The following is a 15,984-nucleotide window of genomic DNA, read 5'->3' as shown; positions in this document are numbered from 1 at the left end:
CGCGAATCCCTTCGGAGCGGGCAGTCTTAACCCCCAGCAGGACGGAGCCTGGAGCCTAGACTGGAAATATTCTTCTCTCCACTACAGCTCAGCATAAGAAAACCAGGAACCGCCCATTTGGACGATCCCTGGTTAGTTAGTAATACGAAATCGTTTCGCTTATTTAAGCTGCTTCACCACCAAATTCCACAGCCAAGTGAGGACGACCGCACCGATGGCTCCGGCAATGACGTTGAAGCCGGCCCACATCCACAGCCAATCACCCAGTACCAAATCGCCCAGCCAGCTACCCAAAAGAGCAGCAATGAGCGAAGCCCACCAGCCTGATCCCGCCGCTTTTCCTGTACAGATCATACTCATTGCCCACCAAACGACCACACCAACGACAGCCCATACGACCCAGAACATTCGTACACACTCCCTCTCTCATGATGGTGACGCTTACATAAGGGCCAAAATAATGACTAGTTATCTGTTACCATCATATTGAACAAAAGAGAAAGTGTGCATAGGCATTTAATTGGTATACAGTTCTGCGCGGCGGTTCGCAACGCTTGGCAATTTGCCCCGTACTCGTTCAATCCGACTTACATCCAGTTCTGTGATCAATAACGTTTCTTCTTCTCCTGCACTTGCCATCACGACACCCATCGGATCGACGATCATGCTGCGTCCGGCAAAAATATTTCCGACCTGATCTGCCGCACATACGAACATTGTGTTTTCAATGGCACGCGCACGAACCAGCGTCTCCCAGTGATCCTCTTTCATCGCTCCCGCTACCCAGCCTGCTGGCACAAACAAAATATCGGCACCCTGTAGCGCAAACTGTCTCGCGATTTCCGGAAAGCGCACCTCATAACATACCATTAGCCCGATTTTGCCAAATTCCGTTTCCACCACTTGATACAGATTATCCCCAGGCGCGATGAAGTCCGATTCTGTGTAGGAAAAGGCATCGTACAAATGTGTCTTCCGGTACGCATGCAGCAGCTGTCCTTCACGCCCTAGAAAAACGGTCGTATTATAGGCACGGTTTTCATCACCCTCGATGGATTCAAACACCCCGCAAACCACATAAACCCCATGCTCCGAAGCTAGCTCCGCCAAGCCGGAAACAAATGGGCCATCCAGCTTTTCCGCCACCTCCGCTGGGGTTACTCCCGACTTTGGCGTGGCAGGTGCGCTGTACATTTCAGGCAAGATTACAAAATCTGCCCCTGCTGCCTTTGCTTTAGCAATGTAATCGGCTGCTTTTTGCAAATTTTGCGTCTTATCCATCGTCGCTGTCAGCTGTGCAATGGCTACTTTCATGAATATCCCCGTCCTTCCCATTCATACAAAGCTCTCGTTTTCTTACTTGCTAGTATAACCGATTTTGACTGAGTTCCAAGTAAATATGCTTTACCAGCTGGACGTCTTGTATATAATGAACTTGTCATCTTGCGTATAAATTTTCACCCTATCGAAAGTAGGTGAGTCCATGTCCATCCGTATCAAGCTGCTACTCTCTTACACAGGGATGCTAGTAATTAGCTTGCTGACGTTTTTTGTAGCCGCCAGCCTATTTACGATTGCTGCGACAGGCGATTTCAACAGCTTTCGCGATTTTTATAAAGTGCATTATCAGCTCAATCCGCTGACAGAACAAGAAGAGAATATTTTCCTTGAATTGAAATATCTTGCCAAGAATGAGCCGGATCAGTTGCAAAATCAGGAGCTGCTTGCCGATTACGATTTCAAGCTCAAAACGGTACGAGCCGGCTTGTATGTCCGCAGAGAGAGCAATCAAGTCTTTACCTCCCCAACCATCAATCAGCCCGAGTTGGAAAACAGCTTGCCGCCCTATGACTTGGACAACATCCAGATTCGCAACACGTTCAACATCGGCGAAAGATTTTATGCGTATGCCAAGTTTGACTTCAAATATTCAGATGGAGCAAAAGGCAGTGTTTTTGTGATCCGCGAGCGCAGTCCATTTGGTGAGGTTATCCGCAAACTGCTGCCCATGCTCGTGTTCCTCCTCCTCGGCGTCATTGTCATCGCAAACGTCTTGTTATACCGCTGGATTACTCGCAGCGTCGTCAAGCCGCTCGATTTACTGCGCAATTCAGCTGAGAACATCAAGGAAGGCAATCTGGATTTTGAGCTCCATTTGTACACAAAGGACGAGATTGGACAACTGAACGAAGCGTTCGAAAACATGCGCAAGCGATTGCAGGAATCAGTGCGACTGCGCCTTGCGGACGAAGAAAGCCGCAAAGAGTTAATTTCCAACATCTCGCATGATTTGCGGACACCGATTACCAATATCAAGGGCTATATCGAGGGAATCCGCGATGGCGTAGCTGATACCCCGGAGAAAATGGACAAGTACGTCAACATCATTTACTCCAAGGCAGTAGACCTCGACTTGCTCGTTGATGAGCTGTTTCTCTACTCCAAGCTCGATCTGAAGCAAGTGCCCTTTACGTTTGAACATGTAGATATCGTGCGGTTTTTGGATGATTGCATCGACGAGCTGCACTACGATTTGGAAAAGAAGGGCATCACGATTCAATGGAATCAACGAACAGCAGAAGGCACCCTGGTCATCGCCGATCTGGAAAAAATCAAGCGCACCGTCTTAAACATCATTGGCAACTCGCAAAAATACATGGATAAACCTGAAAAAATCATCTGCGTCTCGGTTCAAGCGGACGCTCATTGGGCCACCATTGAAATAAAAGACAACGGCATCGGTATCCCGCAAGAAGCCATTCCTCACCTGTTCGAGCGCTTTTATCGGGTGGAGCAATCCCGTAATTCTTCCACGGGCGGTAGCGGTCTGGGACTCTCCATCGCGCGCCAGATCGTCGAGGGTCACGGCGGCAAAATCTGGGTGGAGAGCAAGCAAGGCGCAGGCACGAGTCTGTTCTTTACGTTAAAACGTATCCACAAACAATAGGAGGTGCACATTCCCATGTCTTCACGTATCCTCATCATTGAAGATGAGACGACTATCGCTCAGCTGGAGCGGGATTATTTTGAACTGAACGGCTTTCAGGTCGATTTATGCCACTCTGGCAGCGAAGGCTTGCCACTTGCCATCAATGGTGACTACAGTTTGATCATCGTTGATTTGCAGCTTCCGGGCATGGACGGCTTCGAATTGTGCAGCCAGATCAGACAAGTTAAAGAAGTGCCAATCCTGATCGTCTCCGCCAAAAAAGAAGAGATCGATAAAATCCGCGCCTTTAATCTCGGTGCCGATGACTATATAACAAAGCCATTTAGCCCAAGCGAATTGGTCGCCAGAGCAAAAGCCCATCTGACAAGATACGAGCGTTTGACAGCCCGACAACCTCAACCAACGAACGCAGAGATTCACATTCGCGGTCTCGTCATCGACAAAGTATCCCGAAGAGTCTACGTACGCAATCAGGAAGTTATTTTCACGACAAGAGAATTCAATCTGCTTGAATTTCTAGCGACTCACCCGAATCGGGTTTTTAACAAAAATGAGCTGTTCGAACGAATCTGGGGCATGGATTCCAGCGGAGATATCGCGACCGTTACGGTGCACATTCGCAAGCTGCGGGAGAAGATTGAAATCGATCCGTCCAATCCGCAGTATATCGAGACGGTCTGGGGTGCCGGTTACCGATTCACTGTCTAAGCGTGAATACCATGATCATCACAAAAACCTTCAGCGAAAATGAGAGGAGGGATTTTCCCCTCCACGTCAAAGCTGGAGGTTTTTTTTACGTGTAAGAAAGTTTAATCACCTCTCCGTTTCAAAGCGTCATTGCTTAAACTTTCTGGAGCGCATAATGACTTTCCGCTAAAACGCGGTCGCTCTTCCACGTCCAGGCTTCGGTAGAGGTCATTTTATATTTTTTTAAGAACTTTTTTAGATTCTATTAATCTCTTGTTTCTTGGCAGTTTAGGTCTCTCGACTATCCTACAGGTAGTCAAGCAACACCCCACTCAACTGATCTAAAGGAGGACCAACTGATGAAAAAGCTTTCCAATAAAATCGCGATCATGATGCTCGCAACTGTTATGGGCACAGCAGCCCTGCCTTACGCTGCACTGAACGTGCAAGCAGCTTCCACTCCTCTGAGTGCTCAAGAAATCCAACAAGCCGTGACTGAACTCTCCAAGCTGAAAGTCATGCAAGGCAGTAATATTCACAATCAAGTTACGCGTGCCGAGCTGGCAAAAATGGTCGCACACACTTTTGGCTTGCAAGGCGGCAAAACAGATAAATCCGTAACGTTTACGGATGTGAAAGCAAATGACTGGTTCTACAAATACGCGGTTGATCTGGTATCCCTCGATATCATGCAAGCCAAAGATGGCCAATTTGATCCACGTGGAACCGTGACAGATGCTGAATTCGTGCAAATCATCGCAAAAGCGCTCAAGCGTGATGTGAAGTCGGTTAACTACTGGGCGGAACGCTTCTTCTCCGCAGACAGCAACGTTACTCGCGGTGAGGCCGCTTATCTCTTGAATGTAGCTCGCCAGGCAATCCCTTCTGATAAAGCGACCATCACCAGCGTGCAATCCTTGAACGAAATTACATTGATTGTGACGTTCGATGCTCCGTTGACCGCAGAAAACGAAGCATTTGCCAAAGCAAAAGAAGACTTTGCCTTTAGCGATGGACTGACTCTGACCAATATGCCACGTCTGAAAACAGGTTCTACCAATACTTACATCGTGCCGACCTCGGTTCAAAAGCCAGGAACCACCTACACCCTGACATACAAAGGGAAAAAGGCGGGCACATTCGCAGGTAACGCAACCAAGATCGACATGACAGAGGTGCGCCAAGTAACAAACGACACTTTTGAAATCGAGTCCCTGCGAGCAAATGGTGTCATCGATTACGGATATGTTATCTCTGCCTACAGCGGAGGGCGCGGTGCAAATGCATTGGTGCTGGATCAAAACAACAGTGCAGATGGCAAAACGTATCAAATCATTTCTTCCATGCAGGCAAGACAAGTGACCATTACACCGGAAGGCGGACAGCCAATCGTAGCGAAATACGTGCCTTTCACACAATCAACAGACGGCAAGCAAGAAATTAAATTCCGTCTCCCAGAAGGCCAAGTCCTGACTCCGGGCGTTACGTTCACCATTACATCCGACTGGGCGAATATCGCGAATCCAACCTTCGTCGCAAAAGAAATCGCTCCGCTCCAAATTAGCGAAGCCAAAGCAGTTAGTGAAACTTCTATCACCGTTTCCCTGACTGAAGACCCGGGAGACGAGCTGTTCTCCGGACGCAGCGTAGAACTCACTCGTGCAGACGGAGAAAAGCTGTTGGCGACGTACAAATATTCCAGCCGTAAAGGTACCACAGGCGTGTTTGACATCCAGCAAGATGGTAAACTGAAAGCAGGTACCACATACACGGTAACACCTGTCGGCGATTGGGCTGGCAAATCTTCTGCCGAGCTGACAGTCGAGTAGTCTTTTTATGAGAGTTCAAAAAGTCGGCTTTTCAGCACCGAGAAAGTAACGTGAACCTGAAGAAGGAGGAGCGGAGTGTAGGAAACCTACATGAGTGCCGGACTTCGAAGGTGAACGTTACTTTCGATGCCGAGTTTGCTCTCAAAACTACTTCGTGATCAAAAGATGACTTATGAACTACCTCTTTTGTGTGATGCAGGTATCCAAATCAAAAGAAAGGTGTGGGCTCGCTGTGCTGTATGCAGGTCTATTGACCGCCGTCATGATTCTGTCGGGGTGTGAGATGAATTGGAATACCCTCTTAACGAGTGGCGAGCAGCAAGCAACCCAGGCGGTGAAAGTTGAAATGGATAAGCTGAATCAAGCCTTATTGACAGCAACCAGTCAAGGAGACAAAACGGCGATTGAGAGGCTGCTTGCAGAAGGCGCGGATATTGACGCCACCGATAGCAGAGGCCGTACCTCTGCGTTGATCGCGGTCCACTCCGGTCAACTGGACGTTTTCAACTTGTTGGTTGAACGTGGAGCCAACATCAACATCCGGGACAACAACTTAGACAATCCCCTGCTCTTCGCAAGTGCAGCAGGCCAGTTCGCATTCGTAAAAGCCTCGATAGCAGCAGGTGCCGACACTACCATTACAAACCGTTTTGGCGGAACGGCCTTGATTCCTGCCGCTGATCGTGGACATGTCGAGATCGTCAAGGAACTGCTCACCACCTCCGATGTCAACATTGACCATGTCAACAAATTGGGCTGGACCGCTCTCTTAGAAGCAGTGATTTTGGGCGATGGTGGCAAGAAGCATCAGGAAATCGTGAAGCTCCTGATCGAGCACAATGCCAATGTCAATCTCGCTGATTTCGATGGTGTGACGCCTCTCGGGCATGCGAAAAAGCACGGCTACAAAGAAATGATGGAAATGCTCACACAGGCTGGCGGAAAATAGGGAGATTAATAAATTGAAGAAAAAGGATAGGATCGTCAGAACTCATCTGACCCCTATCCTTTTTCTTATTTTCTAGACCAAAAGACCCTGCAAAACTCAAAACTTTTTCTATATTCAGGCGTCAATTACTAGTAAACTATTCCATTATGCCTATACCTTTTTGATAGGAGCCTGTTTCACATGACCGTCAGCTCGTATACATCGATTCTGGAAACGGACAAACGAATCCGAAAAGCTTCTCCTAACCTTGAAGCTAAGGTGGAGATGTACAAGCTCTTTCTTGCTTCTACAGACGCTATTGAAATCCATATGAGTAACCTGACGCATCCTTTGACTACCATCACAATTTATGACATCCATCGAACAAAACTTGCAGAAGCTGAATATAGTCCGAACGCCCCCATCATCCTTCCGTTTTTTCCGGAGGAAGATGGTCTTTACTACGTGCAGTTGACGATTGGGCCTGATCCAGACCCACAGCACACCTATCAACTGCACGTGGATAAGTACAAACGCCTATCGGGGATCATCAATCAATCGGAGGAATTAAGCGCAGAAAATGGTCCGTACATGATCGGACCAGAGGATGTCATCATAGCTGCTGGGACCTCCATCAGCTTTGAAGCAGGTACATCCATCAACGTACGCTGCCAAAACAAGATCGTCGTCCAAAACGGTGCCTCTATTTCTTTTCGCGGGGAACCAGACAAACCCGTCGTCGTCATCGGCGCCATAGACGATACAACCGCGCACCGTTGGAATCAGCTCGTGTTATCTCCCTTGGCTGAGGCAACCTTCCAGCACATCATTGTGCAATACGACAACGATGAAGATGGCGTGGACTTCTTGACCTCAGCAGCCCCTTTCGTGGCGATCGCCTCATCCGTTGAAGAATTCGAGTCAACGATTGCCAAAGCGAACTATGTGGAACGGGCCGCAGTCGTGTCTCCCTCTTCGCGCCTGGACTTCATCAAAACTTGGTTCCAGCAGTCTAGTCCTTATCGCTTCCATATTTTGGACGACCTCTTGCCTGAGCTTTATTTCGGCATTGATGTCACCACTTTTGCGCGATGGGAAACGGATACGAAGCGGATTAACGAAGAACGTGTAGAAGCTGGTGAAATCAATTACTGGGATTTTGTTAACGGCAACTTCACTGCCGATTTGATAGAAGCAACGCTTCTGTTTGCCAATAATGAGAGCAGCCCGGAGCTGCGAATCCAACGATTGATTGATTTTCTGATCATCGCGCAAAAATGGAGAAGAAAACACGGGTGCTTCAGCCTGTTCGACATGCTCGATCCATTCCATGATCACGACGAGGAATTTTACAAAACGTTTGAACAGATGTCGTCTGCCTTCTGGCTGGCGCACAATACGTCCATTATTCACTGGGATACTCTTTCACGAGAACTCGGCATTTGGCAAAAAGAAAGTTTCTTCGAACGGCAATTCATCAACTCCGTCATGATTCGCCTACACTTCGCAGCAGATTTGCCGTTCTCCCTCCCGGGGTATGGAAACAACATTCCACCTGTCGGCTTTCTCGGCATTTCCATTCACTTTGGCCCGTTCCGCTATCCAGAGGATTATCCGGCTCCCGGGCCTGAATTCGACGTCAATTACGGCGAGCTCTCTACAGCTACCTATGTGAAATTTATGTTCGAATCATTGCTCAATGGCAAAACGAATCCTGTCTACACCTGGTGGATACCTACGCAAGCGGATAAGGAGCTATTTCGAACCTTGCAGGAAAAGGGCATATCGCTGGATTCCCCTCCCGAAGATTGGGACCGCGAATTCGTGCAGCCTGCTAGAAAAACGCTGGAGGAGATTCGGGCCTACTATCTTAATCCAACTCTTCGAGAAGATAAAAGAACAATGACCTCCCACTGTTGAGGTCGGGAGAAGCCATGCCACATGTTTTCCAGTCGCCTGTATCCTCTCTTCGTTCGGGCGGTCTCCTTCCAAACATGTGACATGACTTTCGAACAGCTGAAGAGTATTTCGGAGGTTAGACCTTTTTGGCAGCTATGTCTATGTCTGGAGGTCTTGAGGGAGATGATCTTTATTTCATCTTCTTGTGTAATCTGCATGGAGTATTTCGCTTAAAGACAACTTGGATCAGTATTCTAGAAGCACAAAAAGCTATGTGGAAAGAAGTACATTTCCAGTCCAAGCGCCTCTGGAGCCCAACTCAGCGTAGGAATGAATGGCGGGGAATTTCAGCTTCACTTATGAGATACTTCCTCGAAACTGTCTACGTTTGAAGCGCTCCCGCCATTCATTCCGAAGCGGACAGTCAATCCCCCCTTGTGGGGCGGAGGCCGAAGCGTAGACTGGAAATGCGCTTCTTTCCCCCACTACAGCTACTAATTCACAAAATTTTTCCCATAATAAATCTCGTCCATCTCTATTTGCAATTGCTTCGTAATATCCTCCTGCTCCTCCGGTGTCAGCTTATCCTTCGTGTATCCGAACAAATAATTGTTCAGATCAAACTCCCTGCGTTTGCATTTGGTATGGAAAATATTATCTTGGTACACATTCACATCAATCATGTGGAACAAATCCTTAATTTCCTCGGGAATATAATTTTGGATCGAACTGATGTCGTGATCGATAAACAGCTTGTATCCATGAATATCCCGGGTAAAACCGCGTACCTTGTAATCAATTGTCATCAAGTCCGTATCAAACGAACGAATTAAATAATTGAGTGCTTTGAGAGGAGAAATTTCGCCACAAGTCGACACGTCGATATCGGCCCGGAATGTACTGATGCCCTCCGTAGGATGATACTCTGGATATGTATGCACCGTAATATGGCTCTTGTCCAATTGCAGCACAACATTTTCAGGCAAAGGTCCGGGGGATTCCTCATAAGATTCAGTAGGGACTTCTACGACTGGCCCCTCGGATACAAGAACAGTGACGCTCGCACCTTGTGGTACATAATCTTGTTGGGCGACATTGAGTATATGTGCGCCGATAATATCCGACACGTTTTTCAGGATATTCGTCAGACGCTCGGCACTGTATTGTTCATCTATATATTCGATATACGCTTCCCGTTCCGCTTTTGTTTTCGTGTAGCAAATGTCGTACATGTTGAAGCTGAGTGACTTGGTCAAATTGTTGAAGCCGTGCAGCGTAACGTTTTGTTCTGTTTTTTGTTCCAAGCTTCATTTCCCCCTGTAGTATCGTCCCAAAACTCGTTCGTTCTTACTTTTTCCTCCATCTTGCTCATAAATACTCATTACTTTTGTCCTAACCCAAAATGATTCGATAGCATTAGGGAATCTTGTCATAATATGGTTCTAATTCAATGGGTTTAGTGATAAAATATCGAAGTGTGTCAAAATTTAGAAGAAAGGGGGAAATTATCATGCATTGGTATACAAGCGTATTGAAGAAATACGTTGCCTTTGAAGGAAGAGCTAGACGTCAAGAATATTGGATGTTCACTTTGTTCAACATCATCGTATCTCTGGTAATTGCTCTCGTAGACTCATTACTTGGTACTGCATCTATTTTGGGCTTGGTCTATTCACTGGCAGTATTACTGCCTAGTTTAAGTGTAACTGCACGCCGATTGCACGATACGGGAAGAAGCGGTTGGTGGATCCTTCTCTCGTTTATTCCTTTTATCGGTGCAATTATTTTGCTCGTATTCTTGTGCCAAGACAGCCAGGGAGACAACCAATACGGTGCGAATCCAAAATCATCGCAATCCTTCTAATGTCTCCATCACCTCTCCTCATAAGGGAGAGGTTTTTTCATTTTTTGCCCAAAGAAAAAACGGCAGTTCGGGACTCCCCAAATGCCGTTTGATCCATTATCGTTTTACGCCTCGTCCCAAAAACGTCGCAGGTTGTCCATCCCAATCTTGGAACCTTCTCGACAATCCTCCATGCCTTCGAACTCGACCGTGATATAGCCATCATAGCCGGACTGCTTGACCAGCTTGACGACTTCACGAATGTTGATGTCTCCTTGTCCGACTATCGCTCCACGCAGGAAGTTGCCGTTGACCGTCTTGAACCATTTGCCTGCGCCTGGGTCATGGTAGGACGGACGGAAGTAAAAATCTTTGAAATGCACGAGCGAAGCGTAAGGCAGATTTTTTTGCACACCGACCAACGAAGCCTCGTCCACGCACATGAAGTTTCCGATATCCAGCGTCGTTTTGAAATTCGGGCGGTTGACCTCATGCAAGACACGCTGCACGCGATCACTTGCCTGTACGAGCCAGCCGTGATTCTCGATTGTCGTTGTAATTCCGAATTGCGCGGCATAATCAGCGATTCGGCGGCTGCCCTCTACCATCTCAGCCAAATGCTTTTCAAAGTACTCGATCGTCGTCTCCTCTACGGGAACAGTAAAAGCGGACACATCGTGGCGCATATGCTTGATGCCAATGCGGTGCAGCAGATCGACATGTGTTTTTACACGTGCCACTTCTGCTTCGAAGGCTTCTTCGTCTGGTTGAATAAAGTTAGTCGGCATCGAGTAGTTGGACAGCTCGATCCCTACCGCTTTTGCCTTATCCCGAACAGCGTCTGCCAATTCGTAGTTATCGACCAGCGTAAAACCGTACGGCACAATTTCCATGTGTTCACCGCCGTTATCAGCGATCCATTGCACGACATCCAGTACATTCATTTCCCCAGCTCGGATTGCTGTCAGCAGACTGTAAGTGCTCAATCCAATTTTCATCAGTTCCACCTCGTTTGATTTATTGTATAGAAAGGCTACTGCTCATCATGATGAGAAATGCACCTTGTTGATAGTCACGACTTGCTTGAGACGATGGGATTCATAGGCTGCCTTCACCACTTCGAGTGTCCGCAGTCCATCTTCTCCTGTAATAGACGGTGGTCGGTCTTCCATGACATTTTGCACAAAATCGGCGATAAGCCGTTCATCCATATCCACAGCCCAAGGCAGATTTTGCAGCTTCGAATCGCGGTCATTGTAATAAAGCGCGTGTTGCTTGAAGACATCGACGTCCAACGTCCCTTTGGTGCCGACAATCCGCATCGTCACATCTCCCCACGTCGGGAATGTCTTCGGCCTCGACCAGCTCGGATCGATTCCTACAATTACGCCAGACTCCATTTCCACGGAAACCAGTCCACAATCCTCTACCTCAATCTCGTAAAAACGTGTGTCTAGCTCAGCGTAGACGCTTTTTACTTCGTCTTGGAGCATCCAGCGGACGAGGTCTATCAGATGGACGATGTGATCCGTCGCTGCCCCGCCGCCAGACAGCTCTTTTTCAATGAACCAGCCACCTGGCATTTGTCCGTGGTTCGTGCCATCGATGGCGAGAATGTCTCCAAGAGCACCTGACTGAACGATCTGTTTGACGTTTTCCATCACAGGTGCAAAACGGACAGGATAGGCAACCTGGAGGATGACACCTTCCTCTTTGCAGACCTGAATCATTTCGCGCGCGTCCGCAATTTCGGTGGCAATCGGTTTTTCGCACAGAATATGCTTTTTCGCTCGTGCTGCCGAAATCACGTGCTCCCTGTGCTTGGCATTTTCCGAGCAAATAATGACCGCGTCGATACCGGATTGCAAAAAGGCTTGCAGATCTTCGTAAAAATCGAGCTGGTAGGCAGTGGCCACTTCCTCTCCACGGCGCGAGTCATCATCCCAGACTGCTATCAGCTGCGCATCTGGGTGCTTCTGCAAATAAGTAGCGTAGCTATGCGCATGCATATGCGCGAAGCTGATGATTCCTACCTTCATCCCTCGTCACCTCCTTGCATAAGCGTCACAGGTTGTCCCGTCCTGACCGATTCTCTCGCCGCGGAAGCGATATCGAGAGCCGCGAGCAGATCACGAGAAGGCAGACATGGCACTTCCTGTTTCTGTACACAGCGAACGAAATGCTCCCGCTGTCGCTGCATCTGGTCCATCTCTGGGAATGTTGGCGAAAGAAACTGCTCTCCCCGACTCCAGCGAATGGGGGTGCTTTCACGGCTATCATGCGTAATCATTCCTTGATCACCGGTAAGCTCAAAGGAAGCATGTTCTGTCCCCTCCGCCCAAGATAGCTCAACATGAGCAATTGCCCCGCCAGCCATCCGGAGCATGACCAGCGCATAATGGACGATCTGTCCTGACTCATTCGTGTACTTGACCTCCCGCGCCATCACACGCTCAACTTCGCCGAACGTCCAGCGCAGCCAATCGAATTCACGCATTCCAAGCGCTTGAAAAATGCATTTCTCTCCATTCCGGGACGATGCGGGAGCACCTCTTCGCAAGCGAATGACGCCTGCCTTGCCTATGGCTCCCTTCTTTATTTGTTCGTGCGCTTGCTCGTATTCTGGAGCAAAACGCGGCGCATTTGCGAATTCCATGATCCGGCTCCCCCTCTTACAGCGAAAACTGAAAGGTATCCTGCAATAAAACAGCGGCAGCTCCTGCGACCTCTACATTTTCACCCAACGAATTCGGCCGAATCTCCAGTTCCTCCGTCAGGATTCCATGTGCGTATTCCATCACGTAGTCTTTTACTTTGGCGATCAACAGCTCATTTTCGAATGCAATCTCACCGCCTAGAATAATGACTTCCGGATTGAACAGATGAATTAGATTGACCAGCCCCGAAGCCAAATAAGAAGCGGTTTCCTCCAAAATGCTGACCGAGAGCGGGTCCTGCTCTGCCAAAGCCTGGCGAAACACCGCTGGAGTAATCCGACCAACATCCTGCTCCACCAAATCCGAAATGCGGCTCGTCTTTCCTTTCGCAAGCGAGGAGACCAGCTTGGAGTAAATCGTTGGCCAACTCACGTAATTTTCCAGACAGCCAACATTTCCGCAGTCGCACCGCACACCTGCCCGATCAATCGTGGTATGACCGAACTCACCGGCTCCGCCTTTAAAGCCCCTGTAGATGGCACCGTTCATCAAAATACTGGCTCCCAATCCATCCCCAATCGTGACGTACAGCATGTTTTGATAATGACTGAAATCCCCGATGGTCTTCTCGGCGAGCAAGTATGCGTTTGTGTCGTTATCCAGCCAGGTTTTCAACTGGAAACGCTGCTCGATCATCTCTTTAACAGGGGCATTCTGCAAGCGGAGCTTTGGATTGTAGCGAATCACCCCATGGACCGAGTCCACGATGCCTTGTGTGACAATCGAGATTCCCATACATGTATCCAGACTCGCGGCTCCACGCAAAAATTGCGCAATGATGTCCAGCAAATAAGCGAGTACGCTCTCCCCTTGGTACGGCTTGACCGAGTGGACTTCCTTTCGTTTAACAGCAGCTTCCAGATTCATCTCGGCAATCGTAATCTTCGAGCCAGAGATCGAAATACCGATCAGAAAGCGACTGTCAGGGGAGAACTGGACTAATATCGGTTTGCGTCCGCCATTTGACTCTCCTGTTCCCACCTCGCACACGAACGAGTCACGAATCAACTCACTGACTGCCGAGGTCACGGTAGTAGGACTCAGTTTGTTCCGCTTGGCTATTTCACTCCGGGAAATGGGCCCGTAATGACGGATCGTATCGAATATGATGGAGCGATTCAGTTCCTGGATCAGCTTTAAATCACCCGTCCTACGCATGTAACCATCCCTTTTATTCAAATCACAAATGGCAAGCGACAAAATGATCTCGGTCTGCCGCTTCTCGTAATGCAGGTGGTGTCGTCTTGCATATGTCCATCGCGAACGGACAGCGCGTATGAAACAGACAGCCTAACGGCGGATTTACCGGGCTCGGCACATCTCCCTGCAAAATGATCCTCTCCCGCTTCGCCCGTGGATCAGGAATCGGAACCGAAGAGAGCAGCGCTTTTGTATACGGATGCCGGGGATTGGCAAAAATCGTTTCCTTTGGGCCGGATTCTACGAGACTCCCCAAATACATCACGCCAATCTTGTCGCTAATATGCTCGACCACGCTCAAATCGTGGGAAATAAACAAATAAGTCAAATGAAATTCTTCCTGCAAATCTTTTAGCAAATTCAAGATTTGCGATTGAATCGACACATCGAGAGCAGAGACTGGCTCATCCGCGACGATCAGCTTTGGCTTCAAAATCAAGGCACGAGCGATTCCAATACGCTGTCGTTGCCCTCCGCTGAATTCATGGGCGAATTTCTCCGCATGATAGCTGGAGAGCCCGACGACCTCAAGCATTTCGGCGACAATCCGATCCCGCTCTTGGGCAGACAGCTTTGTATGAATGAGAAGAGGCTCTGCTACCACATCGCGAATTTTCATCCGCGGATTCAGTGAGGCGTACGGGTCCTGAAAAACCATCTGTACCTGCTTGCGCACTTCCCGCAGCTTTGTTTCCTTCATCTTGGAGATCTCTTCGCCATTGATCCAAATCTTGCCCTCATCCGGCATCAAAAGTCGTGTGACCAAGCGCCCTGTCGTCGACTTGCCACAGCCACTCTCTCCGACCAGACTGAATGTCTCGCCTTCCTTGATCTCGAACGAAACATGATTCACTGCCTTTACGCTTTTTTTGCTGCTTAATAGACCACTATCAATCGGGAACGTTTTTTTGATACCGTCTACCACGACCAGTGATTTAGACATGAACATCCCTACCTTCTCCTTGATAGAGCCAGCAGCGGCAAAAACGTTCTTTTCCCACCGTCGTAATGACGGGCTCCTTTTCCCAGCAGACAGGCATGACATCCTTGCAGCGCGGAGCGAATTTACAGCCCTTCGGCATATTGTTCGGTGTCGGTACGTTGCCCGGAACCGAATCCAGCCGCGCGCGCTTCTGCCCGATTTTGGGGACAGAGCCGATCAAGCCTTTGGTATACGGATGTTTGGGTTCATCGAACAAGTCGTAAACAGATGCTTCCTCCACGACACGCCCTGCGTACATGACCACGACACGGTTGCACATCTCCGCCACGACGCCGAGATCATGCGTGATCAACAGCATCGACATATGCTCTTCAGCCTGAAGCTGCTTCATTACGTCGAGGATTTGTGCTTGAATCGTGACATCGAGTGCCGTCGTTGGCTCATCGGCGATCAACAGGTTGGGATTGCAGGACATCGCCATCGCAATCATGATGCGCTGTCGCATACCGCCAGAGAGCTGATGCGGATACTCCCCCATAATTTCGCTCGGACGCGGAATGCCCACCTTTGTCAGCATGCTCACTGCTTGTTCTCGCGCCTTTTGGTCGGAGTAGCCGAGGTGTAAACGAATGGCTTCCATCAATTGCTCTCCGATCTTCATCACCGGGTTGAGCGAGGTCATCGGCTCCTGAAAAATCATCGAGATTTCTTTTCCGCGAATGCGACGCATATCACTCTCCGAAATCGAGAGCAAATTCGTACCGTTGTAAACAATCTCGCCATTGGTAATCTCACCAGTCGTGTCCTTGAACAGGCGCATAATCGACAAGGAGGTCACGCTCTTGCCGCAACCCGATTCGCCAACCAGGCCAAGCACCTCGCCTTTTTTTATATGAAAGCTGACATGGTCGAGGACGACTGTCTTCTGGTTGTCTCTCGTAAATTGCGTCTGCAGATGCTTTACTTCCATGATGTTCTCACTCATCTG

Annotated in this window: 15 protein-coding genes; 6 read left to right on the top strand and 9 right to left on the bottom strand. The window is 48.7% G+C overall.

Translation table 11 applies throughout. From position 1 onward, the window contains the following. Positions 1 to 159: 159 nt before the first annotated feature. Together C7R91_RS11465 and C7R91_RS11460 are read right to left on the bottom strand one after the other, a co-directional pair. Positions 160 to 408 (bottom strand): hypothetical protein, encoded by a 249-nt coding sequence (locus C7R91_RS11465; RefSeq protein ID WP_047072076.1) that lies wholly within the window; start codon positions 406 to 408, stop codon positions 160 to 162. 108 nt (positions 409 to 516) lie between these two features. Then, complete coding sequence (locus tag C7R91_RS11460; RefSeq protein WP_047072078.1) at positions 517 to 1,314, bottom strand: carbon-nitrogen hydrolase family protein; 798 nt, start codon at positions 1,312 to 1,314, stop codon at positions 517 to 519. Positions 1,315 to 1,483: 169 nt separating this feature from the next. Between C7R91_RS11460 and C7R91_RS11455 the strand changes: the two genes are divergently transcribed. The 5 genes from C7R91_RS11455 (at position 1,484) to C7R91_RS11435 (ending at position 8,314) form a co-directional block, all read left to right on the top strand. Further along, positions 1,484 to 2,947: a sensor histidine kinase gene (locus C7R91_RS11455; RefSeq protein ID WP_047072080.1), complete on the top strand. Its 1,464-nt coding sequence runs from the start codon at positions 1,484 to 1,486 to the stop codon at positions 2,945 to 2,947. A gap of 15 nt (positions 2,948 to 2,962) precedes the next feature. Next, positions 2,963 to 3,658 carry a response regulator transcription factor gene (locus tag C7R91_RS11450; RefSeq protein ID WP_047072082.1) on the top strand — a complete coding sequence of 232 codons (696 nt, stop codon included), beginning with the start codon at positions 2,963 to 2,965 and terminating at the stop codon, positions 3,656 to 3,658. Positions 3,659 to 3,996: 338 nt separating this feature from the next. Next, positions 3,997 to 5,466: an S-layer homology domain-containing protein gene (locus C7R91_RS11445; protein WP_047072084.1), complete on the top strand. Its 1,470-nt coding sequence runs from the start codon at positions 3,997 to 3,999 to the stop codon at positions 5,464 to 5,466. A 283-nt stretch (positions 5,467 to 5,749) separates the two neighbouring features. Further along, positions 5,750 to 6,415 (top strand): ankyrin repeat domain-containing protein, encoded by a 666-nt coding sequence (locus tag C7R91_RS11440; RefSeq protein ID WP_047072444.1) that lies wholly within the window; start codon positions 5,750 to 5,752, stop codon positions 6,413 to 6,415. Between the two features lie 180 nt (positions 6,416 to 6,595). Then, on the top strand, positions 6,596 to 8,314 hold the full coding sequence (locus C7R91_RS11435) for a hypothetical protein (protein ID WP_047072085.1): 1,719 nt from the start codon (positions 6,596 to 6,598) through the stop codon (positions 8,312 to 8,314). A gap of 473 nt (positions 8,315 to 8,787) precedes the next feature. Here C7R91_RS11435 and speD read toward each other — a convergent pair whose 3' ends face one another. Next, the gene (speD, locus tag C7R91_RS11425) at positions 8,788 to 9,597 is read right to left on the bottom strand and encodes an adenosylmethionine decarboxylase (protein ID WP_047072087.1); all 810 of its coding nucleotides are present in this window, start codon (positions 9,595 to 9,597) and stop codon (positions 8,788 to 8,790) included. A 206-nt stretch (positions 9,598 to 9,803) separates the two neighbouring features. Here speD and C7R91_RS11420 point away from each other — a divergent pair, with 206 nt between their 5' ends. After that, the gene (locus tag C7R91_RS11420) at positions 9,804 to 10,157 is read left to right on the top strand and encodes a DUF805 domain-containing protein (protein ID WP_047072088.1); all 354 of its coding nucleotides are present in this window, start codon (positions 9,804 to 9,806) and stop codon (positions 10,155 to 10,157) included. A 104-nt stretch (positions 10,158 to 10,261) separates the two neighbouring features. On the opposite strand, the gene C7R91_RS11415 is transcribed toward C7R91_RS11420, so the two are convergent. The 6 genes from C7R91_RS11415 to C7R91_RS11390 are packed head-to-tail and all read right to left on the bottom strand — an operon-like array spanning position 10,262 to position 15,981. After that, the gene (locus C7R91_RS11415; protein WP_047072089.1) at positions 10,262 to 11,134 is read right to left on the bottom strand and encodes a sugar phosphate isomerase/epimerase family protein; all 873 of its coding nucleotides are present in this window, start codon (positions 11,132 to 11,134) and stop codon (positions 10,262 to 10,264) included. Between the two features lie 45 nt (positions 11,135 to 11,179). Then, a complete protein-coding gene (locus C7R91_RS11410; RefSeq protein WP_047072091.1) occupies positions 11,180 to 12,175 on the bottom strand; it encodes a Gfo/Idh/MocA family protein in 996 nt (331 codons plus the stop codon). Beyond that, positions 12,172 to 12,792 carry a Gfo/Idh/MocA family protein gene (locus tag C7R91_RS11405; protein ID WP_236697930.1) on the bottom strand — a complete coding sequence of 207 codons (621 nt, stop codon included), beginning with the start codon at positions 12,790 to 12,792 and terminating at the stop codon, positions 12,172 to 12,174. The genes C7R91_RS11410 and C7R91_RS11405 overlap by 4 nt, the downstream gene beginning before the upstream one ends. Before the next feature lie 16 nt (positions 12,793 to 12,808). Then, positions 12,809 to 14,011, bottom strand: a complete 1,203-nt coding sequence (locus C7R91_RS11400; RefSeq protein ID WP_047072092.1) for an ROK family transcriptional regulator — start codon at positions 14,009 to 14,011, stop codon at positions 12,809 to 12,811. A gap of 22 nt (positions 14,012 to 14,033) precedes the next feature. After that, a complete protein-coding gene (locus tag C7R91_RS11395; RefSeq protein ID WP_106786189.1) occupies positions 14,034 to 14,996 on the bottom strand; it encodes an ABC transporter ATP-binding protein in 963 nt (320 codons plus the stop codon). Continuing rightward, on the bottom strand, positions 14,989 to 15,981 hold the full coding sequence (locus C7R91_RS11390) for an ABC transporter ATP-binding protein (RefSeq protein WP_047072094.1): 993 nt from the start codon (positions 15,979 to 15,981) through the stop codon (positions 14,989 to 14,991). Before C7R91_RS11390 ends, C7R91_RS11395 begins: the two co-directional genes overlap by 8 nt. Positions 15,982 to 15,984 lie beyond the last annotated feature (3 nt).

The sequence above is a fragment of the Brevibacillus formosus genome, assembly GCF_003013405.1.
Classification (GTDB): domain Bacteria; phylum Bacillota; class Bacilli; order Brevibacillales; family Brevibacillaceae; genus Brevibacillus; species Brevibacillus formosus.
This window is presented reverse-complemented; position numbering and strand designations above follow the sequence as displayed.